Below are 24,363 nucleotides of genomic sequence, written 5' to 3'. Positions count from 1 at the left end.
AAAAAACACGTTACGGCTGTTAGTTGCCCGCAACGTGTTTTTTAATTTTTCATGTCATCAAGGGTCACAAACACCGTGCCGATAATCATCAACACTAGAGCAATACCAAACAGAGCCGTGGGCCGCTCGCCTAATAAGAAGAACGAGAGTACAACCGCCAGAAAGGGGGCCACAGCATAGTAAGCGCTCGTTTTGGCTGCCCCGATACTGCGTTGCGCCAAAATGTAGAACACGATGCTGATGCCATAGGCAAAAAATCCAAGGATCAGCGCTGCAATCACAGTCCCAATTGCGGGCCAGCTCTCCCGGAGCGCAACCGAAACAATCAAACTCCCAATACCAACTCCGAGTCCCTTAACGATCACGACCTGCAGCGGATCACGATCCGATAGAACGCGGGTGAGGTTGTTTTCAAGTCCCCAGCAGGCCGTGGCGATGAGCGCCAAAACAGCGCCAAGTGAGAAGGAAAAATGCAGCACGCCGGTCGAACTCAGCAGAATACTGGCAATGGTAATGACCACGATGCCCAATCCCAACTGCTGTGAAATATGTTCGTGGAAAAAGAGCATCGCTAACACTGAAGTGGCGACGATCTCAAAGTTGCCCAGTAGTGACACACTGCCTGCGTCACTCAGCTTGAGTGCCAGGTTCATCAAAATACTGGCAACGATATTAAATCCAATGACGGCAATTAACGCCGTGGTGTCGCTGCGTTTCAACCCGTTAGCGACGTGGTGACCACGGTGCACCAGCGGATAGATCAACGCCGTGCCGATGCCGGTTCCCAAATATAACAGACTCGAAAGGATCGCCACTGGTACCGAGTGGATCAGGAGCTTTGCCAGCGGTGGGTAAAAGGCGTAGAGTAACGCGGAAATTAATGCGTACCCGATGGCGAGTTGGGTGGTGCGTTTTGTGGATGATGTCAAGTATTGAACTTCCCTTCTGAATCGCACACACGGTGCAACGCTTGTTACTATGTAGGATTAACGCACCGTTATCTTCTATTCTACTCGTCATCCCAACGAGACGTGAGGCAAAAATACATACTTCGTCAGTATCACAATTTTGCCACTTACCACAGTGGTCCGCGCCCTTGTTCATCGGGACACTATGGTCACATTTCGCATGGTTCAATTATTTTGTCTCAAGGCTAACAAAATAATCATAATTCAGGCCTGAACTGGTGGCCCGATCTAACGGCTTTCTGAAAACCACGCCTAACGCATTTAATCCTCACAACCCTGATATCAGGGCAGCTTCTTAAATTTTGACAACCGCTAACTGAACAAGATAAGCGCTTGAATATGTGCATCTTATCACTTAAAATGAAAAGATAAGCAGTAAATGAAAGCGGATACAGAGGGTTGAACATGTTAGCACTGATTATTACGGGGGTCGTGTCATTTATCAGTTCAGACCTAGACGACATTGTGGTCCTCACGCTCCTATTTACACAGGAAGAAAAATATAAACACTACCAAATCGTTTTGGGACAACTATTGGGTATCGGCAGCCTAGTCGTTTTCAGTCTACTGATTGACTACGGCCTCAGTTTTTTAACAACGGGATTGCTTAAATGGCTTGGCCTACTGCCAATTTGCTTGGGCATCAAGTACTGGTTTGACTACTATTATCGGAGCAAAACTGACAACAGCAACTTGCCCAAGGCTATCAAATACAATCAGTTTGCCATCATTAAAATCCTGAGCATTTGCCTACTGACCATTTCAAACGGTGCTGATAACATCGGCATCTACGTCCCACTATTTTCCCAATACAATGATGGCGAAACATGGTTAACGATCGCCGTCTACGCGGTCATGACGCTCATTTGGTGCTTCATTGGGTACAAACTAGCCAACCTGCCCGTCTTAAAGAAACGTATTGAGCACTACCGGAAGTGGGTCATCCCACTTATTTTCATTGTTCTGGGGGTTTACATCCTCATTAAAAACAACGCTTTTTGAGCGTTCAGCAACCAATGACATCATTATAACTATTGATATGGAGGCCTTTTATTATGAAGAAGGCAATGTTTATCGGGCCAATTGGGTGCGGCAAGACCACCCTGATTCAGCGATTAAACGAAATGAAGATCCAGTACAACAAAACGCAAACCATCGAATACTACGACAACATCATCGATACCCCCGGCGAATATGTCGAGCATCGATTTATGTATTCCAACCTCATGACGTCTGCCATGGGTGCGGACATTATCGTGTTGATGCAAAGCGCCACTGACCCGCGGGTGATTCTTCCTACCGGGTTCAGTTCAATGTTCAGCTGCCCCACCATCGGCATTGTCACTAAGACCGACGTTGCCAACGACAAAGACGTCGCGATCGTCAAGGAGCGGTTAGATGACGCTGGGGCTGATCCCATTATTTCGATTTCGTCTTATACTGATACTAATATTGATAAGGTTTCGGATTTACTTGCTTAGGCACTGTCAAGCCGTTACCAAACACTAAAAAAGAAGGCATTTATTTTATGAACGCACACGTCGTTTACGCAAGTATCACAGGCAATAATGAAGATATCGCTGATATTATTTCAGATCAACTCAAAAAACACGATATCGACGTCAATGAAACGGAGATCTCACAAACAGATGCCGAAGAGCTCTTAGACGCCGACATCTGTGTTGTTTGCCCGTACACCTATGATGAAGGTGCCCTCCCTGAAGAAGGCATGGACTTCTACGAGGACCTGCAGGACCTCGACCTCACAGGCAAAATTTACGGGGTTGCCGGCTCTGGCGACGTCTTCTATGGCGATGACTTCAATAAGGCTGTCGACGAGTATGGCGAGGCATTTAAGGCCGCTAGTGCAACGCAGGGGGCTGAGAACGTGAAGATCGATCTGGAACCCGTAGAAGAGGATGTTGAAACGTTGGCTGCCTTTACTGATAAGTTGGTGGCAGCTGCCGAGAAATAGCATTATATGTGCTGGTTTCAATTGAAATTTGTTCCATGATTATTAGAAACGTAAGAACGCTGACAAAAATTCTATGATGGATTCTTGCCAGCGTTTTCTGAGTTGGACGCATTTATGTTCATTAAGTAAACGGCTTCCGCATAGCGGCCTTGACGAAAATACCTTGTTTGGGCGTACTATTTTGTTGGTCTTGCTTGGCAACGTGCGCTACTTTTACATTGCCGAAACGTGTTCAGCAAGGCAAGGGGCGGCCATGTAACGGGCTCTGACCAAAAAGTCAGGCCCGGACTTTTCGGCCAGAGCCCGTTACATTCTGCCCCTTAACCGCCTTGCTTCACACTCTCTACAAAAAAGGTCTCCTCTCAGTCATTGGCTGAAAGGAGACTTTTATTTGTCCCTATCGCTTATTGCATTTCGATACATTATTCCAAATACGTGTCGCGTAACTGTCTTATGTCAGCATCGCTGAGCTGAACGATATCACGCAGATAAGCTTTGATACCGCCGAACTCATAGTTGATCAACGTCATTGCTTGATCAAAATAATCTTCATTCACCGTGGACAGGTCGCGAATCGAACTGATAAAGTTCTGATTCAAATGCGCCTGTTTTGCGTCACTTATCCGTTGATTTAACCGCTCAACGAGGAAGTTGTTCGTCAGCAGATAATCTTGCTTCACATCCGCCAAAGAAACGCCCAGTGCCGATAAAATCAGCAAACTGGTCAGTCCAGTCCGATCCTTTCCTGCTGAACAGTGAAAGAGGACAGTCTCGTCGTTTCCATAGGCAAGAAGATAGGTAAATACCTGACGCATTGCAGATTGAGAATGCTGATTGATCACAAGCTTGCGGTACACATAGAGCATCCGCAGATAGCCGCTGTGCGCACTACTCGAGTAGAATTGATTTAACTCATTCACTGTTTCAGTGCTCTCAGTGTCATCGTTATCCAGACATGGGAAGTGAATAAAGTCAATTCCCGCTGGAATAAGGTCCGGATACTGTTCGAGTTCCGCGCTAGACCGTAGATCAATATCAACTGTCACCCCATAGTCGAGCAACTGCTGCTGACCAGTGGGCGTCAATTCTGACAAATGACCGGCTCTTATTAATTTATGATACTTGACAGTTCTGCCATCACGCGCGACGTGACCACCGAGATCACGGCAGTTCAGCCACCTGATATTGGGATTGCCTCATTGTATCGTGTCATTAATATCACCCTTTACCGTTACAAGTTTAATGTGGTGTATGGAATCACCGTGCCAGTCACCCTGGACTCTGGCTGCACACCTGGGTTGCGTACCTGAGCTGGCCAGTTAGGTTGTTTAAGAAACTTACTGCCAACCGCAAACAAGTCACCTGAGGCTCGTTCAAACGCAAATTGTGTACCAAGATGCCCTGCAACCATGATCGGCAAGTCGTCCCCGACTGCCTGTTTCACGATGTCAGTAATTTGCAAATCAGAGAGCGTCTCACATGTAATCGAGGTCTGATCATACTGGCGAAGTGAAAGACTGAGATAATCAATGCCCAGCTTGCCAAGAACCTGCATTAAGAGAAGATCGTCTCCTAATTTCAGCGCACCGGGTTCAAACTCTTCTGGTGAGATCCGATACCCAACGATAAACCCAGGCTTGTGTGCCCGCGCTGTGTCCAAAACGCGTTTAGTCGTTTGGGCACAAAATCGAATGCGGTTTTCGAGTGACCCGCCATATTCGTCAGTCCGCAGATTTGACAATGGTGACATGAACTGCTGGAACAAAAAGGTATTTGCCCCATGCAATTCGACACCGTCAAATCCAGCCTTGATTGCCCGAATAGTTGCGTCTTCGAACTGTTGAATAACCGTTTCAATGTCGGTCTTCGTCATTGCTTTCGGCAGATCAACATCACCATGGGCTGCTTTCACTTCACTTGGTGCAAGGACTGGCGCCCCCTTCGCAGCATAAGCATTTGTCATCCGCCCCGCATGGACCAGCTGCAAAATTGCCTTACTGCCACCTTGATGAATGACCGTTGCAAGCTTTTTCAATCCGTCGATCTTACTGTCATCTGCGACACTGATCGCACCATAGGCAGTATTTGCCGAATCCGAAATGTATGCTGACCCGATAATATCTAGCCCCACATACTTTGCCCGCGCCTTATGAAAATTTAGGTCGTTTAGACTCACCGAACCATCAAATAATGACGATTGGATGTTCAAAGGTGCTAAAACAAGACGGTTACGAAGTGTGACACGCTTGTTAAGCTGATATGGACTGAATATTTGATCAATTTTCATCTAACCACTCCATATTTAAGTTCGAGTAATACTAGGAATATCGAAACCAAGTAATTCGTGTAATTTCTCAATCACTTGGGTCAACGCTGACTCAACCTCAGAAACTTCACCAACAATGACGACAGAACCACTGAACCGGTCAATAAATCCTAATTGAACGTTACTGGCCTTGGTGGCAATATCACCAGCGATGATGGATGCTTCGCTAGGTGTGATCGTTAAAATTCCCAACGCATTCTTGTGGATTTGAATCCCAAGCTTTTCGTAAATGTCTTCGGTCGGATTTGCAACGATATGAGCCAGCGTAACCTGTTTACCTGGAACGTATTCTTGAATTGTCCGTTCAATATCCCTAGCCATGACTGAACCCCTCCGTTACGACTGTGTTAACCAACAATTTTTTGCGTGTCACGGGCAATGATCAGTTCCTCATCAGTTGGAATGACCATCACTTTAACACGTGAATCATCGGCTTGAATCTCAATTTCATTGGCTTGGTTCTTGGCGTCATCGATCTTCACGCCAAGGTACCCAAGTCGTTCACAGACCCGCTGTCTGATTGGTGCTGAATGTTCACCAACGCCAGCTGTAAAGACTAACGTTGTCAATCCTTCAAGATCGGTCGTGTAACTGCCGATATACTCTTGAATCTGGTGCACATAAACTTCAAGTGCCAATTTTGCGCGGTCGTTGCCCTGTGATTCAGCATCCAGGACATCTCGAACATCGTTTGAAACATCCGATAAGCCCTTTAAGCCTGAATCATGGTTCAACATACTGCGAACATCTTCAGAACTGAGATGGTGTTCTTCTTCCAAGAACGGTAAGATCTCTGGGTCAACATCACCGGACCGGGTCCCCATCACGAGACCAGCCAAGGGCGTAAAGCCCATGGAGGTGTTGACGGATTTACCATCCTTGATGGCACAGATACTAGCACCATTGCCCAAGTGACAAGAAATCAATTTACTTGTCGCCTGCTCACCAACTAAGCGGGTCGCCTCGCTATAGATGTACTGGTGAGATTGGCCGTGGAACCCATAACGCCGTACGCCATCTTCAGTGTAGTATTTGTAAGGAAGCGCGTACATAAATGCCTTACGCGGCATCGTGCTATGGAAGGAAGTATCAAAGACTGCAACCTCTTTAGCATCGGGCAATAATTTTTCAAATGCCTGAATCCCCAGGAGGTTAACAGGGTTGTGCAGTGGTGACAAGACGGACAATTCGTCGATCTTTTCGGCAACGTCATCGTTGATCTCAACGGATTGGGTGTAATAACGCCCACCATGAGAGACCCGGTGACCGACGCCAACGATTTCAGACTTGTCTTGGATGAGCCCACTTCCGAGAAGTGCGTCGATCACCAGTTGGACAGCTGCTGTGTGGTCTTTGACCGGTTGTGTCGTTTCATGTTTATCACTATGACCGCCAATTTTATAGGTAAAAATGGCATCCTCGTGACTGATCCGATCAACCAATCCGCTTACCAGGACGACTTCTTCGGGCATATCATAGAGCTTCAACTTCAAAGAAGAGCTCCCGGCATTGATGGCAAGGATTTTCTGTGACATAGATGAGCTTCCTCTCTAAACTTATTTAATGACTTGTTTGTACAATGCAGCCAGGTCTTCGTCTGAAGGCACAACTGGTTGCCAGGGAAAGTCCCATCCTTCTTAGCGCCATCAACAACTGTATCGACCATCTTCAACGCTTCAGCTGGGTCAATGCCAAATGACTTAAGCGTTTGTGGACAATCCATTTCAACCATCATGTGTTGGATCTGAACAGCTAAACGCTTCACTGCGATCCGGTCACTCATGCTGTTTGAAACTAAACCAGACTTCTTGAAGGCTTCTGCGTACTTGTGTAAAGCAAAGTCAGATTTGCTTGCGTTGTACAACACAACGTGCGGCAGCATCATGGCACATGCTAACCCATGCGGTACATGGAAGTTTGCCCCTAATTGGTGCGCAATTGAGTGGGCAATTCCGAGGCCGGCATTGGCAAAGGCCATCCCGGCAGCACATGAGGCTTCATGAACCACTTTACGAGCGGCTTCGTTATCACCATGACGATAGCATTCAACCAAGTTATGCAGGATAACACTAGCTGCTTTTTCAGCTAAAGCGTCAGTAATGGTGTTTGAATCCTGGGCAACTAATGATTCTAGTGAGTGGGTCAAGACGTCAAGTCCTGAGAACGCACTGACACTCTTAGGTGCCGTCATCACCAGTTGTGGATCCAGCAGGGCAACATCAGATGATGCTGTCCTCCATAATTGGGGCCTTCTTATGGTGTTCCGTATCAGTCAACACACTGTGTTGGGTGACTTCAGAACCAGTCCCACTGGTCGTTGGTACAGCGACAAACAGATCAATGGTGTACTTGTTGAGCTTTTCACCAAAGAACCGAACAGCTTCCCAGTATCGATGGCAGAACCGCCACCAATCCCGATAACAACGTTTGGTTGGACTTTGTTGAAGACTTCAACACCGGCCATGATGTTTTCCAAAGGTGGATCTGGCTTCACATCAGAGAAGATGGTCACTTCATTTTTACCTTCGACATTCTTCTTGATACGATCAAGAGTTGGTGTACCAGGCAAGAATGCATCGCAGACCATTAAAATCTTTTTGTTAGAAATGTTTTGCAGCCAAGTTAGACTGTCGTTACCAGAGAAGACCTTGGTTGGAATTTTAAACTCTTCCATAGATTAAACCTCCCAAGAACGCAATGAGAACCCTTGTGGACAGTTGAAACGACGACGACGGGTAAAGGTCTTAGTAGTGGTAGTACCTTCACCAGTTGGGGTAGCAATTGTCAGCGCAGCGGCACCACTGTAGTAGCCGTTATCACCAACACCAGTTGCAGCAAATGTTGGGCCATTGGCAACGAAGATCGAGGTGTTCATCCGGTGAGCAGCCTTGTTGATGTGTTGAATGTTGTTTGAGTGAATTGAAGCAGTATGGTGATTGCCACCTTCAACTTCAATGGCTGTGGCTAAGACGGCGTCAAAGTCTGGGCAGCCCACGATTGGTAAGATTGGCATTAACATTTCAGTCTTAACCAATGGGTTATCCTTATCAACATCCATCATGATCAACTTAGGATCGCCGGTGTATGAAATACCCGCAGCATCAAGAATGACGGTGGCATCTTTTCCAACATACTTACGGTCAGGCGCACCATTAGCTGAAATGGTCATGTCAGCGAGATGTTGAATATCCTTAGGGTCAGTGACAAGGGCAGCACCCTTAGCAACGATCTTTTGAAGGAGTTCATCCTTGATTGAGTTTTCAGCAATGATTTCCTTTTCTGAGGTACATAGGATTTCGTTGTCAAACTTAGCTGATGTAAAGAGGTTGTGCGCTGCTAGATCAATATCAGCGGTGGCATCAACCATTGCAGGTGGGTTACCAGCACCGGCACCGACAGCTTCTTACCGCTCGTTAATGCTTGGTGCACAACTGCGGGGCCACCAGTAACAGCTAACATGGCAACGTCTGGGTGTTGCATCATTTCTTGAACGGATTCAATCGATGGTGTGTCCAGAGAAACTAACAGGTTCTTTAAGCCAGTTGCCTTGCAGACAAATTCGTTCAACTTTTCAATTGTCCAACGGGTAATGTTCTTAGCACCAGGATGGGCACCGAAGAACACAGCGTTACCAGCTGAGATCATCATGATAGAGTTGTTCAAAACAGTTTCACAAGTTGGTACTTGGGCCAACGGCACCGATAACACCGAATGGGGTGTATTCATACATCACCATTCCACCGTCACCAGTCTCAACTTCTGGGTCCAGTAATTCAACGCCTGGTGTGTTGTAGAGGGCGTTCTTTAACTTAGCAACCTTAGCTTCAACAGTCCCCATGCCAGTTTCTTCACGGGTCTGCTTGGCCATATATTCAATATATGGGCCAAAGCCGTCTTTGATTGCTTGCACGATCTTTTTACGGAAGGCAAGTGGCTTATCTTGTAAGATTTCCTGAGCTTGCTTAGCAGCAGCAATGGCATCATTGACGTTAGTGAAGATCCCGTTGCCTAACCCATCAGGCTGACTGGTAGTTGCACCAGCAGCACTAGATGAAGCGTTGCCGCTTAATTCTTCTTGTAAAATTCGTCTGATTTCTGCTTCAATATTTTGATCTGCCATACTCAGTTACTCTCCTTTAGAAATTCGCTTACGACGGCTTCACAAATGGCTTGATCTTCTTCGATCAACCCACCGCTAACGCCAACGGCGCCGATGATCTCGCCGTTTATAGTCAATGGAATTCCGCCTGGGAATGACACCAATTTGCCATCCAGCATGGTTTCCATTTGGTATAAAGGACCACCTGGTTGGATATCTTTGCTGATATCCTTAGTTGGTTCCTTCATTGCAATAGCGGACCAAGCTTTTTTAGGGGCTAAAAATGTCCCGACCAAGTTACCGTTTGGCAGATGATATGACATCTGAACAACTTGATTGCAATCCATAATTGCAAAGGTCACGCCAACTTTAAGTTCATTGGCTTTTGCGACACCAGCATCGATTGCGCGTTCCATCTTATGCTTGTCGAATAATTTTGCTTGTTCTGCTTCAGTTGTCATTATTTAGTCGTCTCCTTAAGAAACTCATTTACTGTGGCTTCACAGATTGCTTGGTCTTCTTCGATCAGGCCACCGCTAACACCAACAGCTCCGAAAATTTCACCATCACAAGTTAACGGGATTCCACCTGGGAATGACACAAGTTTGCCATCCAGCATGGTCTCCATTTGATAAAGGGGTCCACCTGGTTGAATATCTTTACTGATATCCTTCGTTGGTTCCTTCATTGCAATTGCTGACCAAGCCTTTTTTGGTGCCAAGAATGTCCCCACCAAATTACCGTTTGGCATGTGGTAAGACATTTGAACGACCTGTTTGCAATCCATGATGGCAAAGGTCACACCAACTTTAAGTTCATTTGCTTTTGCAATACCGGCATCAATAGCACGTTCCATCTTATGCTTATCGAAAACGTTTGCTTGAGCAGCAGGACCAGCTTGAACGCCGTTTTCTGCCAGAACTTCACTGATAATTTTACTAATTTGATCTTTATCCATTGTTAGGATTCCTCCGTTGCCTTTTTATACCGTTCAACAACCATGTCAAGGATCTTCTGATTCTCTGCAACGTGGTCTTCAGAACGCGCCATGATGTAGAAGAAATCAGAAAGACGGTTTACATAGCGTTCCAACTCTGGTCGAACGTCATTTTCGGCCATAAAGGAAACAAATTGTCGTTCGGCGCGACGGCAGACGGTCCGACAAACATGCAATTGCGCACCTGCACAGCTTGAACCGGGTAAAATAAACGTCGTTACCTTAGGGAGTTCGGCTGTGTATTTGTCGATAATTGATTCCAAGTAATGCACGTCCTCGTCAGTGATGATGGTACTTTGTTGCCGAAATTTTTCTGGTTCTTCGGTGGCAATCTCACCTTGAAGGAAAAACATGCGATATTCAATTCGTTGTAAGATCTTACGGTTTTCCGGATCAAGGCAAAATTTATCAGCTAAGCTGACATTTGCATTCAGTTCATCAAAGGTACCATAAGTTTCAACCCGCAAGGAATTCTTGGGGACCCGTTTACCGTCGAATAAACTTGTGTTGCCTTTATCGCCACCCTTAGTATAAATGGCCATAGTTACCCCTTCTTTATCACTTATCAAATCGGTCTATGATGCCGACAATCGAACAATCATTGACATCCTTAGATATATCCTCTGAGTTTGCGCGTCGTGCCCCGGCGCCTCTGACGAGTAACACATACTCGCCAACCCCGGCACCGACGCTATCAGCAGCCACTTCTTCGTGGCGAACTTCTTCTCCATTAGAATTGACTGGTTGCACGATCATCAACTTTCTACCGACAAGTGAACGATCTTTTTGCGTTGAAACAACGCTTCCAACTACTTTTGCCATATACAATCTTCATCAGTCCTAATCTGTATAGTAATCTGCTTCAACCGGCTAACTTCCGTGGCTTCGGTTGTTAAATGCTGAGCAGTAGTGACAACGAGTACCGCTTTATCAGGTAAGGCAGCAACGTCTGATCTGCTAACTGTTTTGCGATTGAACGTCACCACAGGACGTCCCTTATCAACAACAAATTTCACCGGCCAATTTAACAGCATCTTTTTAGGAATAAAGTTGACCATGTATTGACTAATATTAAACGTGAAGTTTACTTGAAAGCTAATCCCTTGCAAGAGCCAGTGAACCCAGTCATTTGCCGTGTCCACTCGGTACAGATCAATTAACAAATTAATGGTGACATTGTTAATTGAGACGTTTGCAAAGTCGGTAAAAACCTGGTCATCAGGTGGTAAGGTCTTATCAAGATAATCAACTTCGAATGATTGGTGTTCGCGTTGTCTGATTTTCGTCAGTACTTGCTCAATAAGATGATCCATGTTGGCCACCAACCTTTAACTATTCAAGTTATTTCTTATCCGGAACGATGATCCGGCCATATGTTGTGCTCCCCATACCAACGTTAGCCGCATTGGCCTCGTCAGTATCGATGTGCATTTCAAGAACAAAGTCCTTACGAGGACGGGCAATAACGTCGTTAAACGTTGTCCGACGATTGTTTGACATGATCTCAACACAGACCGTATCGCCAAGCTTAACGCCAAGCGCTTGGCATCGTCATCACTCATGTGAATGTGACGCTTTGCAACAATGACCCCTTGAACGTCAACTTGTCCATCCGGCGTCACAAGCTTAACGGATGGCGTACCATCCAAGTGCCCAGAAAGCCGAATTGGGGCATCGACCCCAATTGCAATGGCTTCTGAACGGGCAATTTCAACTTGTGAGTGGGACCGGCATGGGCCAAGGACCCGCACGTGTTCGATCTTGCCAGCAGGGCCGACGATCGTTGCCACGTTTGCAGTTGCGTATTCGCCAGGTTGTTTCAAAGGCTTAAACGCTTCCATCTTGCCGTTAGGAAATAACGTTTTAAAATCTGCTTCAGTCAAGTGAATATGGTGGTTTGAAACGCTAACCTGAACACGGTTAGGGTCGCATTCCTCCGCAATCACTTGTTTGATAACTTGTCTGAGTTTCTCTTCAGTTAATTCCATAAATTAACAGCCACCCTTTGTTCGATTATTGATTATTTTGCAGGTTGAGGTAAGATGTTTTCTACTTCAGCGTGTGGACGAGGGATAACGAATGACGTTAAGACTTCGCCAATGTTTTCAGCAGCTTGAACGCCGGCATCAACAGAAGCTTTAACGGCACCAACATCACCACGAACCATAACAGTAACTAACCCGCTACCGATCTTTTCTTGGCCAACCATAACGACGTTAGCTGCTTTAACCATAGCATCGGCTGCTTCGATAGATGCGACAAGACCCTTTGTTTCAATCATTCCTAATGCGTTGTTCATAATCAATTCCTCCTATTTTTGGTGCCTTTTAATTCAGCGTAGTGAATGCACTTCTTATGTGGTTCCCCCATCTTGCGTGGGCAGGCAGGATCACCACAAAGGTTACATGTGGCTTCTTTTGTATCATTTTTGTCGGCTGTCTTTGCAGTTGCTGACTTATCCGACACTGGTGCTTCCTTTTGCTTAGCATCTGGTGTATTCCCTTTTGAAATAGCTAAAGGAGCAGCATTTGCTCCTCCAGCTTGATCGATTGTATTAGTCGATTCTTCCACCGGTGATGCTGCCAATGAATCGTCCTTTGGCTTAGGGGTATCCTTTGGTGCTGGTCCATCATTTGGCCCCTTCGGATCATCTGGTCCCTTTGGATCACTAGGTCCTTGAGGATCATCTGGCCCTTGGTCGTCTAAATGATTGCCTTTGATCGCATCATTTTTCCCTAAGGTCTCAATACCAGGCGCTGGGTTGGCAATCACGTCTGAGCAGTAAACTTGATCGCCAAGTTCACCGATACCAGCATCGATTGCGGCTTGAACGGCTGCAACATCACCAGTGACAGAGACGGTGATCCAACCGCCACCCTTAGTATTTTCAACGTATTTCAGACTCACATCGGCTGTTTTAAGCATTCGATCTGCCGCAACGATTGCGCCAGGAAGCCCTTCTACTTCAAGGTATCCAATTGATTGCATAAAACGTTCACCTGTCTTTACTTCTTGAATGGAACTCCTTTTACCAGTCGAGCAGCGTTTGCCCCAACTTTACGAACGGTGACCGGATCAGTGATCTGGACATCAAACAGTGGTTTATCAGGTGCCAAGTTTTTGTAATGCACAATGATCTGTGTATCATCAAAGGCGACCCCCACTGACAATCGTGAAGCAACGGAAGCGTTGTAAGCTCGTTCAACGGCTGAACTGCCTTCCATATCGAGAATTTGAAACGGAATTTGTTCCTCTTCCATGCCATTTAGCATTGGATCAAGAACTGCAGGAAGCTGGCCATTAGAACCCGTTGGTGTCGCCAATATAATTGACGGCCGTTCAGAATCAAATGCCATACTATCCCCTCTTCTCACTCGCGTATGAAAGAATCAAACCAGTCGCCACGGCGTTTCTTGGACCTTCAATTCCCCGAATATTACCACGACCTGCAACTAAGTTATAATGTGATAATTCATCGGTTACCAGTTGTGGAATTTCAAAGTCGAGGGCGGACCCACCGACAATGACCACGAACGGAATATCTCGGATATTACCTGTTGGACTAACGTGGTGTAAGGCACGAATAGCATTTGTAACGAAGACCCGTTTCTTGGCTGTTTGACGCACGATTTTAACTTTTTCAATGCTCAAATTACCTGGAAGCGGTTCGTATCCATCTGGTTTAACGGCCACAACTCTGGCGAATAAATCAGCAGGTAATGGATCTTCGAAGAATTGAACGGCACCATCTTCATGCCGTAACTGGAATAAATTATCAACCTTTGCAAGTGGATACTTCTTAATATCCTCTGCCAAGTATGGGTCTTCCAACCCAAGTTCAGAATTGATGATCATGGTGACCATATCACCGGCACCAGCCAAGTGAATCGCAACCTTTTCATCTTTCTGGTTGATAATTGAAGCATCGGTTGAACCGGCACCCAAGTCAAGAATGGCAATCGGCTTCGTTGTCCCAGGCGTTGTTAACGCACCCAGAATTGCTGATTCAGCTTCAGCACCACCAATTTCAACTTGGACGTGGAACTCGTCTTTCATGAGATCCGCAATCGCTTGCATTTGTAAGTGATCCGATTTAACCATGGCGGCGATCCCAACAGCTTGTTCCATCGAGAATTCACCAGCCAGACCACCCCGAACCGTTACAGGAACGGAGGTGTTGACAGCCAGCACATCTTGAATCGCAATGTCACTGTTTTGTTTGTCAGTTAACTGCGCCATCGTTTGACGCACCTTTTCCAACATTCCGCCGACGTTAGTGCCCGATTCACCGGTAATGTCATCGACACTATCGAACTCGTTCACCTTTTTCATGATGGCATCCGCACCAGCTGCAACGTTAACCTCGCCATGACCGTTTGGTTGGCCATTGATCAAGATCTTACCAGCTGGAATCACACGCGCTTTAACGTCACCAGCTGGCGTCTTAATGACAACAGCTGAACGGTTTCCAATTAAAGCCCGGGCAACGGGCACAATGTTTTTAGTTTCTTCAGAAGAAAGTTCGAACAGTGTGGCGATACCATATGGGTTTGACAATTGAGCAATGACCTTGCCAGGTGGTGCAACTTCAACCGCGGCAAGCATGTTCAACGGTACCTTGTCGATCTGTGACACTTCATCCACAATTGGAATCTTTTTTGTTAACCGGTTATTGATCAGGACACCATCATCACTTTGGAGGATGGCAGCTGTGATCTGATAGCCTGATGCAACGTAAGCGTTAATCAGCTTTGCCGCATCCGCAAAATCAATTTCTTTGGAGATGATCACGATGTAAGGCTTGTCCTTATCACCCTGACTCAACAGATCCAGCAAATTTACCGTGTAGCCAGAACCTGTTCCGACACCCCCAGGCGTACCTGGGTTATGCCCGATCATCGTTGATTCAGTAATGACCGTTTCAGTAATGGTTTCCATCGCAACATCACCAATAACGGGCGTTGCTTCGTTGATCCGAATCAGATCAACATCGGAAATTTGCATGTTTGATTTTTGCAAAACGATTTGAATCGATTTACGAACCCGATCAAGTTTTGCTTGGTACCTTTAATGCCAGTTGTTTCGGAAATTCCAGAATTAATGAAATTTACTTCACCACTGTCAGACACATCCGCAAGGGCAACTTCAGTAGAGGAATTTCCGATATCAACACCAATTACACGTGTCATACTAAAACCCCCTAACTAGTTATCGCCCTTCAACTTCTTGTTGACTTCGTAGTTTGTAGCAGCCTCTTCGAACCATGCGGCACAAATCGGTGCGTGGTACTTGTCACGAAGATCTTTGGCGGTATCCAATAATTCTTGTTTTGTTGAACGGAATGGCCGTAATGAGTTGTAAAGGTTCAAAACAACATCATCAGGAACAGAAGTTAATTCTGAAGCCCGTTGCATGTTCCGTTGAATGGCAGGACGGCCAGCGTTGGCAGCAATTTCACCTTGTAACTTCAACGTTGCTGGGGTGATCCGCATATCCTTGGCAGTAACCTTACCGTTAACGACGTTTTCCAACGTAATTTCGTTAACGCTTTGTCCTGTTGGTGTTTTGATTAAATCTGAATGCTTTTCAAATAGTGGGTAGTCAGCAGCCCCTAATTCTTTTTCAGAACTAGTAGCGGTGCTAGCACTAGTTGATGCACTAGAAGCGTTGCCGCCCTGTTGTAACTGAGCAGCAATTCTAGCGACTAAGTCATCTACTTCGCTCATAGTATTAAATCCTCCTCAATTAAAGGGTAACCTTAATTTCTTCGGCAGCCTTACCAACGACAACCTGCTTCGTTTCCTTAATGTGCATCAAGGCTGAAAGAGCTTGATATTGGACACGAGCCATTTGATCGTTAACGGTTGGCACTGGGTTTGGTGACATTCCCTTGGCATATTGGGCAGCGTTCTTACCAATTGCCCGGTAGGCATCAAGTGTTAACACTGGTGCTTGAGGGAATAATTCAAGGTTAGATAATGGTGCTTGATCCTTTTGGTGAATGATCGTTGTACCCTTTGATTGAATAGCAACTGAAATGCCAGAACCAGATAACTGGTCAACATCAGCGGAAACAAAGGAAACATCTGAAGTCCGGTATACCTTAACGACCCGAGCCTTCAAGCCTTCTTCTTCGATCCCGGCAATGACTTGACGTAGGATATCCTTGTGAGGAATCTTGGTCATGGTCTTAGTCAAAACTTCAGCAAATGCTGGGGCAACCCCGATCACAACTTCGTCCTTTGACAGACCTGGCTTGGCGACACCAACGTGTTCAAACCAATCTAACTTCTTCTCTGGTACGGCACCTTCCTTGGCACCAGCAACTGGGGCTGATGCTGCAGATTGGTCACCACCAAAGGAAATTGGCGTATCAGTGTTTTGAACTTCACTTAAAACGCCTTTGATAATATTTCTAAGCAATGTTTCATCAATTTCTGAACTCACTGTGCTTACCTCCCTTCGACCTGTCTGGTTAGAATTCCAACTTCTGAGGATCCAAAGCCCACGGAACGTTTTCTAGACGGTTCCACTTGTCTTTGTCTTCCCATAGACGGTAACCAGTACCTGGGCCTTTGTAATCGTTAGCATCGTTAATAGCTGAAGTACACTTCCAACCATCCAAGAAGACAGCGGATGTTTGCAGGTAGTCACCACAAACTTTTTGTTGAGCTAACTTAAGCACAGCTTCAGCGACGTCTTTGATATCGTGGTCGTATAAGGCCTTGATAACATCAATGACCGTAATACCACGAGTCATTAAGTCTTGAGCAGCCTTCATATCTTGCACCATGTCACGTTTTGGCATGTCGTTTGAATTGCTGCCGTAAGTTGCGGCTTCAACTTCTTCATCAGTGATTGGTGGTAAGCCTAACCCATCAAAGACAGCTTGGAGAGCAACACCGGCCTTGTGACGAATCTTGATTGATTCTTCTTCAGTGATAGGCATGATCCCACCATTGATGGCCAAGTCACGTTCCAAAGTAATGTAATCATCGAAGTCTAAGGCATCCATGTTTGACCCAGCAAAGGTGTTATCAATGTTTTCTTCGGCGGCATACCCTGATGAAATGTAATCAGTACCGGCGATGAATTGACCGATCATCCGGCCAGTCCGACGAATGTCAGAGTGAGAGAAGGCTTGGTCGTTACCAGAAGCACATTCAAGGTCAAGTGACATACATAGTAAGTTTTCACCGAGAACTTCACGGATCCCGCCTACGACGGCACCTGGCATCCCGATACAACTAACACCACCGTTTTGCAGGCCTTGAACACCTGATGCTTTGGTAATGTAGATACAACGTGCTTCAAGGTAAAGCATTGACTTACCTTCAGTGTAGCCCATCATAACCTCTGAACCGGCACCTGAAGTAAACCGCATCTTCAACCCACGTGAAGCGTAGCAAGAAGCTAAGAAGCCCTTTGACCAAGGGGTATCATCACCATCAGTGAAGACCCGGTCAGTCCCATAAACGGAAATCGTTTCGGCATAGGCGGTAAACCCACGCATCCCTAAACTCAATTCGTCAGCTTCTTCAACTGAACATTGGGTGATAACACCAGGACGGCCACTTTGAGCACCGACCATGATTGAAATGGCGTTCATTGGCGCATACCGAGCAACGGCAGTCGTGGTTTCTTCTTCAGGAACCCCACGTAAAGCGGCTTCGGCAGCATCAGCAGCAATTTCAACTGGGTTATCCAACGTGTTGGTGGCGTGGACTTGTGTCATAGGTGTCCGACGTGGCCGCATCTTTTGAGTTGCCATGATCATTTCAGCAAAGTTCAACTGGCTGATAACTTCAGCAGCCTTTGCAGGAGTCATAGCTGTTGTGTATTCAATAATTTCAGCACGGGAGACGTTAGGATCACACATCATGTTGGCGATCTTAACTGAATCGGTCTTTAAAGTCTTTTCAGCGTTGTCCAAGTTGATCCCGTATTCGGCGATGTACTTGTCGATAAGGTCGAAGTCTGCCTTCTTCTTACCATCCATTTCAGTAACAACACCGTTTTCGATCGTAATACTTGGTGTTGGATCATTCTTACCGTTAAGGGCAACTAATCCTTCATCATCCCAGTTCTTAACGAACCCATCTAAATGAACTGGACGTTTCTCTAATTTTTCAAATCTTTTTTGACGTTCCAATATTGTTCCTCCTCTCTGCTACTACTTAATGTATGATGGAAAATCATTTACTGGAGTTTCGCCAAGTTGTGCCAAAAGCTTAAGGCCAACTTCACGGCCGGCAATAACGGCCTGGCGAACGGCACCTGAATCACCGCTAATGTGAACCATCCCTTCGTTTGAGAAGCTGGTCCCATGACTAGGAGAAGCAAAGGAAAGAACGTTAACCCCGGCAGTTTTAATTGCAGTATCGGCCATAACAACACCGATCCCAGAAGGGGCGCCACAAATCAAACCGTATGCTTTGCCTTCAGGAGCGCCGAATGCCATGTGGCAGGCGCCTGAAGCACGGGCAGTAAATTGTAATTCCAAGTGACCAGCAGCAGAGTTATAAACGTCTCCAAAAGTCCGGCTCAGGTTATCCAAAGCTACATTAATAGCTGAACGAACGTCTGAAGGATCATACCCACCAACAAGAATCAAAGAACCGTGACCAGCGCCACCCTTTGTATCACGTGGAAGTTCGATATCGACAACTTCTGTGTTGGTTGCCTTAACAGCTTCGTCCATGGCCATAATTTGTGGGCCAGCACCTGAACGAGCACTAAGAATACCAAGTACAGAGTATTTCTTTGTAATGTGCAGTTGATCTAACAAAGTTGGGTCAACACTGGGAATACACATACCAATGGTGTCACCGATTTCTCGAGTTCCAACAAACTCAGGGACAACACTAGTAGAGTTTAAAAAATCATTCATTTCGAATCCTCCCGATGCATTTGACTGATTTTTATCATCAAGCGAGATTCCTTTTTTGAGGAGCTCACTCATTACTTGCTCAACTAACGCGTCTTTATTCACACTCATACCCTAATCTCCTTTAATAATCAGGCTAACTGACTATTCTGCAGAGAGTTTCTTAGGATCTGGGAGAATCTTTTCAACATCGCTATGTGGACGTGGAATGACGTAGTTAGATAAGACTTCACCGATATTTTCAGCTGCTTGAACACCAGCATCAACAGCGGCTTTTACGGCACCAACGTCACCGCGAACCATAACTGTGACTAACCCATGACCAATCTTTTCTTGGCCCACCAAATCAACATTTGCGGCCTTGACCATTGCGTCGGCTGCTTCGATTGAGGCAACCAGACCTTTCGTTTCGATTAATCCTAAAGCTTCTTGGTTCATTAGAGCTTCCTCCTAAATTTTGGAAGTGCAGTGACGTTAGACAGTAAACGTTTGAGAAGTTGTTATTATCTAATTTCCGCGCATTTCCAATTAGTTTTGAAAACACTTACATTATAGGTGATTCTATTTGTGATATTTTAATCAAGTGTATTTCGCGATGTCAAAAAAGGTAAACGCTTTCAAAAGAATATGGCATTAGTGCAAAATAATACAAATTAATTTAAAAATTATGTTGAACTACCGTTGCGATTATTTTAAAATCAATTGTAAAGGAGTTGGCATCGTTTACCGTATTTATACAGTGTACGTGAACCGCTTCTCATACAATTGGAGGAGGACCATTTATGATCGACTATCCACTTAAAACAGAAGACTATCGTACACTTGCAGGGGCGGTTGCGACGTTCGCCGGTATTACTCAGATCGACACTGTTTTTTATACCTTAGACGAGCAATTACTAAAGGATAACGCTGTGTACTCAGGGCTTGACGAGGTCCAAAAGAATATCAACTTTGATGCGTTAAAGGTCTACGCGATTTTTCCTGTCACCATTGAGCATCGCCTATGGGGATTCATTATTTGTAACTCAGTAAACGTTTCCCAACAGCGTATTTATCTTTCTAGAAGTTATCTCGAAAATATCTTTAATCAACTGCTAGAACCGGATTTCAACATCACCGTGTCTGTCTGGGATGCCCTAGATACGGAGCAGTTGTCTAAAATCCGCTACTTCGACACTTTCTTGCGTGCCTCAACAGCAGAAGGTAATCAAATTACCACGCAGCCGGTCAAGACGGACCGCAATAAGTACCACAATGTAGAAACTGAATCGCAGCCCACTGTCCAAAGTGAGGATGATGGCGTCACCCAGAGTATTGATGCCGCCATTCAATATATTGAAAAGAACATTCGGCACACGATCTCACTGTCGACCGTCGCGCAAGAAGTCTTTTTGTCCCCGTCCTACCTCAGTCGAATTTTTAAGAAGATCCTCGACGTCAACTTCATCGACTACGTGAACTACCGAAAGATTGCAGTAGCCAGTGAAAAACTCGCTTTGTCTAAGCTGCCGATCAACTACATTGCGAATCAAATCGGCTTCCAACAGACGAGCTATTTCACCAAGATCTTTAAGCAACGCACTGGTCTGACACCATCGGAATACCGCCACCAGAATACGTCGATTCAAAAGATCTTTACAATTCACCGCGATATTACCTGGCAGGAAAGTGACACCGTTTTTGACGTCTCAAAACGCTATTTCCAAAAAAATGACATTGCCTACTTCTCGCAGCCGGTAAATGGCTACCCGTACTTTAATAACATCAGCAACCTCGCCGACTCGACCGGCTCTCGCGGTTGGATCTATACCGTTGACTGTAAACAGCCGACGGTGCCATCGAGTGCTGTCAGCATTAAAGGCAAGTCAGTTGTACAGTGGATCTACACGGCATTCGCGAATTAGGTCATTTTTACCAGGTACAAGCAAAAATAATGGTATTTTTTTGAACACGCGTCAATTATCCTACGACAATTAAGTAATAGTTGGTTTTCTCATCCATTTAACGTTTGATAAATTAAAAGTCTCTCCTATTTTCAATTTCACATCGTAATTTAGGAAAAATACTTAATTTATGACATTGTATACTGGACACTTTTCTGAATACGCAAAAAAATGCTATCAAATTAACTTGATAGCATTTTTATTTGAATAAGTGCAGGATGACTAATGAACAGCCGTTTCCAATGCGGCGGCAAGAAAACCACCGATCAGTGGACCACACATTGGAACCCATGCATAGTCCCAATGAGCTGAACCCTTGTTAGAAACAGGCAAGATCGTGTACGCGAACCGCGGACCCCAGTCACGGGCCGGGTTAATGGCGAACCCGGTGGTCGTCCCTAAACTAGTACCAATGACGAAGATCAAGAAACCAACAACAAGTGGTTTCAAGCCAGTTGTGAAGTTACCTAAGTTAAGAAGAATAAAGACAAACGCAAATGTTGCGATAACTTCTGAGAGGAAGTTGAAAAGTGGTGACTTAATTGCTGGCATCGTAGCAAATATCCCAACAGTGTTCCCATTCTCTTCCCCTTTGGTTTCTTTAAAGTGTGCCCCAAAGCAACCATGACGATTGCTGCGCCACAAAACGCACCTAAGAATTGACCTGCTAAATATGGCAAAACTTCATTCCATGGAAACAACCCGAAGATTGCAAATGGAATTGTAACTGCAGGGTTCAAATGCCCATCTGAACCCAAAAGACCTGCAACATAGACCCCCATGGTAACAGCCATACCCCATGACAGGCAGACGAACAGCCAACCTGAGCCTTTGGCATACGTCTTATTTAAGTTGATCCCAGCACCAGTCCCGGCTCCTAAGAGAATCAGGATTGCAGTGCCGAAAAACTCACCAATAAAACCATCCATTAGTGACACCCACCTTTATATTAGTTTGTTAATTCACAATTAACAAACTAATATTAGCATATTTGTAAGCGCTTTATTTACATTATTTTCACTTCTTTACAACATAAATGTGATTCCTTACAACAATAATGTGTGATGTCGTTCAATATTTTACTGGTCTGCCCGTTCGTCATTGCACATTTTCATAAGCATTTGTCCAAGAACGTGTTGCCTGTTAACAGGTTTAACAACGTCATGGCTAAATTTGTTGATTTCAGTAAATGTACTATCGCCTAACGTATAATACGTGACTGATGAAAACACCTTTGAAAGTCGCGACTCAATCACACGAAGCCGAGTGTAAGACGACGGACTAGTGACCAGCACTCGATTAATGGTTTGACCCTGTAACGCGGCAACAATTTCGTTCTCCTTTTGCTGCGACCAAGTGTTCTTATAACAGATCATTTGGTGCACATTTACGAGTGCCGACAACCGATTTTGTTTGACGTGACGATTGCCGGTTAACCACAGCACGGGAGCATTGGTACTATGCTGCACCAGTTGCGCCAAACTGGCCTGATTTTCCGATTGAGACTGGTGCACCTGAGTTGCCCCGCGGCGACGTAACTGATCAGCCATTCTTTGACTTAAGACATAGTAGTGTGGTTGCCGCTGGTCTTGCCAATATTGTCCTAAATAGAGCTGGAGTGCAAAGGGACTGGTGATCACAATGTTTTCGGCTTGGGCAATCTGAGCCACCTCTGACGGCGTTAACTGACTAGCGACCAGTTCACGCAACGACATATACAACGGCGTCGTTACCGTTGCGAGTGCCCGTTGAAACTCAGTTGAGACCTTTTCTTTCGGATACGTAATCAAAAATGCCACTTAAAACACCTTCTCATTTTAACGATTTAGCGCTTGTAGAAGTCCCTTGCCACCTTGAATCTGATACGTCGAATAGTGGCCCGCCTTAAAGTCGAGGTTCCAGAAAACCGTTCCCGGTACCCACGCTTGGTGCATGACGCGCAGTGTCCCTAAATGGGCCACTAGTAACATGTTTGCCGTTTGATTGAACATCGGCATCAACGTTGCAACAGTAGTCAGTACCCTATTAGAAAAATCAGCGAAAGATTCCGCACCATTGGGCGTTACATCAAAGGGATTGGCAATCCAATCATGCCAGGTCACTGTCCTTGGCCTCAATTTCATCCGCATCCAAGCCCTCCCAATCACCAAACCCTTTTTCATTCAAGCCGGGATTAACGAGTACTTCTGCGTTCGGGTGGTCTTCGATAATGGGCTGAGCCGTTTGTTGCGTGCGACGCGTATCACTACGGATAATGACGTCTAGCGGTTGTCCGCGTAGCTTGGCAGCCAGTTGGCTTGCCTGTTGTCGGCCCTGTTCATCAATCGGAACATCCAGCGCACCGTAAAATTTACGTTGCTGATTAAGCGTTGTTTCACCGTGACGGGTCACAAATAGCGTCATTTTAGCACCTCTATAATCCCACTATAGACCAGCAGGAAGACAACCTGCGACAGCTCACCAAAGGCGCCAATGGTGTCACCGCTGAAGCCCTTTAATAATCGAATATGAAAGCGCCGATAAAAATACCCGAAAACAACCATGCTAAATAGCCAACTAGTCCCGGCCACTGCAACACCGCGCCGATCACCACAATTGCGAGCACCTGCGAGGCAACGATCCGCCAAGTCTTCACGCCGACCCAGATACTGGCAAGACCACTATCGCCGTTGTAGACCATCTTGTAAAACAGTAGTGCAATACCCGTTTTGGCCATCATTGTCATCACCGCGGTGAGTCCGATCAACTGCCAAAGGGGTAACTGGTTACAGATCACAATACCACTGCCGATAACGATCAGGTAAAAGTAGATCAGCCCCAGCGCGCCCATTGTCCCCAGCCGGCTATCGTGCATAATTTCCTTCATCCGTTCTGGTTTCCGCGATGAAAACAACCCATCAGCGGTGTCCGCAAGCGCATCTAAATGAAAGCCGCCCGTGAGCAGACCATCTGTGATCCAGTAGATCATCCAAGCAAACCACAGTGGAAAAATACTAGCGAACCCCCAGAAGATCAGCGCCTCGATGCAGCCCAATAAGAGTCCAAAGAGGCTGAAGTACTGAATATTATTTTTAAATTTAGTCGTTGCATCCTTTATTTCAATTGGAATCGAAATGCGCGTGAAGAATTGCGCGTATAAAATCATTGCTTGTCCCATACGAACCCCCA

At 45.7% G+C, this 24,363-nt stretch carries 26 protein-coding genes and 5 pseudogenes; 4 read left to right on the top strand and 27 right to left on the bottom strand.

All coding sequences use genetic code 11. From position 1 onward, the window contains the following. Positions 1 to 41 precede the first annotated feature (41 nt). A complete protein-coding gene (locus JCM11969_RS02935) occupies positions 42 to 929 on the bottom strand; it encodes a DMT family transporter (RefSeq protein WP_156319237.1) in 888 nt (295 codons plus the stop codon). Positions 930 to 1,373: 444 nt separating this feature from the next. On the opposite strand from JCM11969_RS02935, the gene JCM11969_RS02930 reads away from it, so the two are divergent. From JCM11969_RS02930 to JCM11969_RS02920, 3 genes are read left to right on the top strand one after another with little or no spacing between them, the layout of a single operon-like run. Next, the gene (locus JCM11969_RS02930; protein WP_054708032.1) at positions 1,374 to 1,970 is read left to right on the top strand and encodes a cadmium resistance transporter; all 597 of its coding nucleotides are present in this window, start codon (positions 1,374 to 1,376) and stop codon (positions 1,968 to 1,970) included. Between the two features lie 53 nt (positions 1,971 to 2,023). Then, positions 2,024 to 2,449, top strand: a complete 426-nt coding sequence (locus tag JCM11969_RS02925) for a EutP/PduV family microcompartment system protein (RefSeq protein WP_054708030.1) — start codon at positions 2,024 to 2,026, stop codon at positions 2,447 to 2,449. A gap of 47 nt (positions 2,450 to 2,496) precedes the next feature. Continuing rightward, complete coding sequence (locus tag JCM11969_RS02920; RefSeq protein WP_054708026.1) at positions 2,497 to 2,943, top strand: flavodoxin; 447 nt, start codon at positions 2,497 to 2,499, stop codon at positions 2,941 to 2,943. Between the two features lie 422 nt (positions 2,944 to 3,365). On the opposite strand, the gene JCM11969_RS02915 is transcribed toward JCM11969_RS02920, so the two are convergent. The 21 genes and pseudogenes from JCM11969_RS02915 to JCM11969_RS02815 form a co-directional block, all read right to left on the bottom strand. Beyond that, positions 3,366 to 4,118 carry a tyrosine-protein phosphatase gene (locus tag JCM11969_RS02915; RefSeq protein WP_225353104.1) on the bottom strand — a complete coding sequence of 251 codons (753 nt, stop codon included), beginning with the start codon at positions 4,116 to 4,118 and terminating at the stop codon, positions 3,366 to 3,368. A gap of 56 nt (positions 4,119 to 4,174) precedes the next feature. Continuing rightward, the gene (locus tag JCM11969_RS02910) at positions 4,175 to 5,230 is read right to left on the bottom strand and encodes an oxidoreductase (protein ID WP_054708020.1); all 1,056 of its coding nucleotides are present in this window, start codon (positions 5,228 to 5,230) and stop codon (positions 4,175 to 4,177) included. A 15-nt stretch (positions 5,231 to 5,245) separates the two neighbouring features. Next, complete coding sequence (locus JCM11969_RS02905; RefSeq protein WP_054708017.1) at positions 5,246 to 5,590, bottom strand: BMC domain-containing protein; 345 nt, start codon at positions 5,588 to 5,590, stop codon at positions 5,246 to 5,248. Between the two features lie 26 nt (positions 5,591 to 5,616). After that, positions 5,617 to 6,804 carry an acetate/propionate family kinase gene (locus JCM11969_RS02900; RefSeq protein ID WP_054708014.1) on the bottom strand — a complete coding sequence of 396 codons (1,188 nt, stop codon included), beginning with the start codon at positions 6,802 to 6,804 and terminating at the stop codon, positions 5,617 to 5,619. Positions 6,805 to 6,825: 21 nt separating this feature from the next. Continuing rightward, positions 6,826 to 7,943, bottom strand: a pseudogene (locus tag JCM11969_RS02895) (1-propanol dehydrogenase PduQ). 3 nt (positions 7,944 to 7,946) lie between these two features. After that, positions 7,947 to 9,389, bottom strand: a pseudogene (locus JCM11969_RS02890) (aldehyde dehydrogenase family protein). A 2-nt stretch (positions 9,390 to 9,391) separates the two neighbouring features. Continuing rightward, complete coding sequence (locus tag JCM11969_RS02885) at positions 9,392 to 9,829, bottom strand: GlcG/HbpS family heme-binding protein (protein WP_054708011.1); 438 nt, start codon at positions 9,827 to 9,829, stop codon at positions 9,392 to 9,394. Continuing rightward, positions 9,829 to 10,326 (bottom strand): GlcG/HbpS family heme-binding protein, encoded by a 498-nt coding sequence (locus JCM11969_RS02880; RefSeq protein ID WP_054708008.1) that lies wholly within the window; start codon positions 10,324 to 10,326, stop codon positions 9,829 to 9,831. Before JCM11969_RS02880 ends, JCM11969_RS02885 begins: the two co-directional genes overlap by 1 nt. Positions 10,327 to 10,328: 2 nt before the next feature. Next, entirely contained in the window at positions 10,329 to 10,907 is a 579-nt protein-coding gene (locus tag JCM11969_RS02875) for a cob(I)yrinic acid a,c-diamide adenosyltransferase (protein WP_054708005.1), read from the bottom strand. 16 nt (positions 10,908 to 10,923) lie between these two features. Then, on the bottom strand, positions 10,924 to 11,193 hold the full coding sequence (locus JCM11969_RS02870) for a EutN/CcmL family microcompartment protein (RefSeq protein WP_054708002.1): 270 nt from the start codon (positions 11,191 to 11,193) through the stop codon (positions 10,924 to 10,926). Further along, positions 11,175 to 11,678 carry a PduM family microcompartment protein gene (gene pduM / locus JCM11969_RS02865; protein ID WP_054707999.1) on the bottom strand — a complete coding sequence of 168 codons (504 nt, stop codon included), beginning with the start codon at positions 11,676 to 11,678 and terminating at the stop codon, positions 11,175 to 11,177. Before pduM ends, JCM11969_RS02870 begins: the two co-directional genes overlap by 19 nt. 15 nt (positions 11,679 to 11,693) lie before the next feature. Beyond that, positions 11,694 to 12,353 (bottom strand): PduL/EutD family phosphate acyltransferase, encoded by a 660-nt coding sequence (locus JCM11969_RS02860; RefSeq protein ID WP_500861337.1) that lies wholly within the window; start codon positions 12,351 to 12,353, stop codon positions 11,694 to 11,696. Between the two features lie 32 nt (positions 12,354 to 12,385). Next, on the bottom strand, positions 12,386 to 12,667 hold the full coding sequence (locus JCM11969_RS02855) for a BMC domain-containing protein (RefSeq protein WP_275452939.1): 282 nt from the start codon (positions 12,665 to 12,667) through the stop codon (positions 12,386 to 12,388). Beyond that, positions 12,667 to 13,353, bottom strand: coding sequence for a BMC domain-containing protein (locus JCM11969_RS17530; RefSeq protein WP_054707994.1), 687 nt, complete (start codon positions 13,351 to 13,353; stop codon positions 12,667 to 12,669). The genes JCM11969_RS02855 and JCM11969_RS17530 overlap by 1 nt, the downstream gene beginning before the upstream one ends. A gap of 17 nt (positions 13,354 to 13,370) precedes the next feature. Next, positions 13,371 to 13,721 (bottom strand): glycerol dehydratase reactivase beta/small subunit family protein, encoded by a 351-nt coding sequence (locus JCM11969_RS02845; protein WP_054707990.1) that lies wholly within the window; start codon positions 13,719 to 13,721, stop codon positions 13,371 to 13,373. A 1-nt stretch (position 13,722) separates the two neighbouring features. Continuing rightward, positions 13,723 to 15,554 (bottom strand): annotated as a pseudogene (locus tag JCM11969_RS02840) (diol dehydratase reactivase subunit alpha). Between the two features lie 15 nt (positions 15,555 to 15,569). Further along, on the bottom strand, positions 15,570 to 16,091 hold the full coding sequence (locus tag JCM11969_RS02835) for a diol dehydratase small subunit (RefSeq protein WP_054707987.1): 522 nt from the start codon (positions 16,089 to 16,091) through the stop codon (positions 15,570 to 15,572). A gap of 19 nt (positions 16,092 to 16,110) precedes the next feature. Further along, complete coding sequence (locus JCM11969_RS02830; protein WP_054707984.1) at positions 16,111 to 16,812, bottom strand: propanediol/glycerol family dehydratase medium subunit; 702 nt, start codon at positions 16,810 to 16,812, stop codon at positions 16,111 to 16,113. Positions 16,813 to 16,840: 28 nt separating this feature from the next. Next, entirely contained in the window at positions 16,841 to 18,517 is a 1,677-nt protein-coding gene (locus JCM11969_RS02825; protein ID WP_054707979.1) for a propanediol/glycerol family dehydratase large subunit, read from the bottom strand. 21 nt (positions 18,518 to 18,538) lie between these two features. Beyond that, the gene (pduB, locus tag JCM11969_RS02820; RefSeq protein ID WP_082409141.1) at positions 18,539 to 19,363 is read right to left on the bottom strand and encodes a propanediol utilization microcompartment protein PduB; all 825 of its coding nucleotides are present in this window, start codon (positions 19,361 to 19,363) and stop codon (positions 18,539 to 18,541) included. A gap of 33 nt (positions 19,364 to 19,396) precedes the next feature. Next, entirely contained in the window at positions 19,397 to 19,690 is a 294-nt protein-coding gene (locus JCM11969_RS02815; RefSeq protein WP_054707976.1) for a BMC domain-containing protein, read from the bottom strand. Between the two features lie 344 nt (positions 19,691 to 20,034). Between JCM11969_RS02815 and JCM11969_RS02810 the strand changes: the two genes are divergently transcribed. Next, on the top strand, positions 20,035 to 21,156 hold the full coding sequence (locus JCM11969_RS02810; RefSeq protein WP_054707973.1) for a helix-turn-helix domain-containing protein: 1,122 nt from the start codon (positions 20,035 to 20,037) through the stop codon (positions 21,154 to 21,156). Positions 21,157 to 21,417: 261 nt separating this feature from the next. Here JCM11969_RS02810 and JCM11969_RS02805 read toward each other — a convergent pair. The 5 genes and pseudogenes from JCM11969_RS02805 to JCM11969_RS02785 form a co-directional block, all read right to left on the bottom strand. Continuing rightward, positions 21,418 to 22,124, bottom strand: a pseudogene (locus JCM11969_RS02805) (MIP/aquaporin family protein). Positions 22,125 to 22,274: 150 nt separating this feature from the next. Then, positions 22,275 to 22,994, bottom strand: coding sequence for a uroporphyrinogen-III synthase (locus JCM11969_RS02800; protein WP_054707970.1), 720 nt, complete (start codon positions 22,992 to 22,994; stop codon positions 22,275 to 22,277). Positions 22,995 to 23,012: 18 nt separating this feature from the next. Then, positions 23,013 to 23,297: a histidine phosphatase family protein gene (locus tag JCM11969_RS19595; RefSeq protein ID WP_054707966.1), complete on the bottom strand. Its 285-nt coding sequence runs from the start codon at positions 23,295 to 23,297 to the stop codon at positions 23,013 to 23,015. After that, positions 23,284 to 23,598, bottom strand: a complete 315-nt coding sequence (locus JCM11969_RS19590; protein ID WP_054707963.1) for a histidine phosphatase family protein — start codon at positions 23,596 to 23,598, stop codon at positions 23,284 to 23,286. Before JCM11969_RS19590 ends, JCM11969_RS19595 begins: the two co-directional genes overlap by 14 nt. Before the next feature lie 83 nt (positions 23,599 to 23,681). Then, positions 23,682 to 24,340, bottom strand: a pseudogene (locus JCM11969_RS02785) (adenosylcobinamide-GDP ribazoletransferase); the annotation flags it as partial. Positions 24,341 to 24,363: the final 23 nt, after the last annotated feature.

Origin of the sequence: Secundilactobacillus paracollinoides DSM 15502 = JCM 11969, assembly GCF_001311135.1 — a bacterium.
Classification (GTDB): domain Bacteria; phylum Bacillota; class Bacilli; order Lactobacillales; family Lactobacillaceae; genus Secundilactobacillus; species Secundilactobacillus paracollinoides.
Note: the sequence above shows the minus strand (reverse complement) of the source record. Positions and strands in the feature narration are given on the sequence as shown.

What these genes read in the sequence shown, in the direction of transcription:
- JCM11969_RS02930 (WP_054708032.1), top strand. Translation starts at nt 1,374, where the DNA reads ATGTTAGCACTGATTATTACGGGGGTCGTGTCATTTATCAGTTCAGAC.
- JCM11969_RS02925 (WP_054708030.1), top strand. Translation starts at nt 2,024, where the DNA reads ATGAAGAAGGCAATGTTTATCGGGCCAATTGGGTGCGGCAAGACCACC.
- JCM11969_RS02920 (WP_054708026.1), top strand. Translation starts at nt 2,497, where the DNA reads ATGAACGCACACGTCGTTTACGCAAGTATCACAGGCAATAATGAAGAT.
- JCM11969_RS02910 (WP_054708020.1), bottom strand. Translation starts at nt 5,230, where the DNA reads ATGAAAATTGATCAAATATTCAGTCCATATCAGCTTAACAAGCGTGTC.
- JCM11969_RS02905 (WP_054708017.1), bottom strand. Translation starts at nt 5,590, where the DNA reads ATGGCTAGGGATATTGAACGGACAATTCAAGAATACGTTCCAGGTAAA.
- JCM11969_RS02900 (WP_054708014.1), bottom strand. Translation starts at nt 6,804, where the DNA reads ATGTCACAGAAAATCCTTGCCATCAATGCCGGGAGCTCTTCTTTGAAG.
- JCM11969_RS02885 (WP_054708011.1), bottom strand. Translation starts at nt 9,829, where the DNA reads ATGACAACTGAAGCAGAACAAGCAAAATTATTCGACAAGCATAAGATG.
- JCM11969_RS02880 (WP_054708008.1), bottom strand. Translation starts at nt 10,326, where the DNA reads ATGGATAAAGATCAAATTAGTAAAATTATCAGTGAAGTTCTGGCAGAA.
- JCM11969_RS02875 (WP_054708005.1), bottom strand. Translation starts at nt 10,907, where the DNA reads ATGGCCATTTATACTAAGGGTGGCGATAAAGGCAACACAAGTTTATTC.
- pduM (WP_054707999.1), bottom strand. Translation starts at nt 11,678, where the DNA reads ATGGATCATCTTATTGAGCAAGTACTGACGAAAATCAGACAACGCGAA.
- JCM11969_RS02860 (WP_500861337.1), bottom strand. Translation starts at nt 12,353, where the DNA reads ATGGAATTAACTGAAGAGAAACTCAGACAAGTTATCAAACAAGTGATT.
- JCM11969_RS17530 (WP_054707994.1), bottom strand. Translation starts at nt 13,353, where the DNA reads ATGCAATCAATTGGATACCTTGAAGTAGAAGGGCTTCCTGGCGCAATC.
- JCM11969_RS02845 (WP_054707990.1), bottom strand. Translation starts at nt 13,721, where the DNA reads ATGGCATTTGATTCTGAACGGCCGTCAATTATATTGGCGACACCAACG.
- JCM11969_RS02835 (WP_054707987.1), bottom strand. Translation starts at nt 16,091, where the DNA reads ATGAGCGAAGTAGATGACTTAGTCGCTAGAATTGCTGCTCAGTTACAA.
- pduB (WP_082409141.1), bottom strand. Translation starts at nt 19,363, where the DNA reads ATGAGTGTGAATAAAGACGCGTTAGTTGAGCAAGTAATGAGTGAGCTC.
- JCM11969_RS02815 (WP_054707976.1), bottom strand. Translation starts at nt 19,690, where the DNA reads ATGAACCAAGAAGCTTTAGGATTAATCGAAACGAAAGGTCTGGTTGCC.
- JCM11969_RS02810 (WP_054707973.1), top strand. Translation starts at nt 20,035, where the DNA reads ATGATCGACTATCCACTTAAAACAGAAGACTATCGTACACTTGCAGGG.
- JCM11969_RS19590 (WP_054707963.1), bottom strand. Translation starts at nt 23,598, where the DNA reads ATGACGCTATTTGTGACCCGTCACGGTGAAACAACGCTTAATCAGCAA.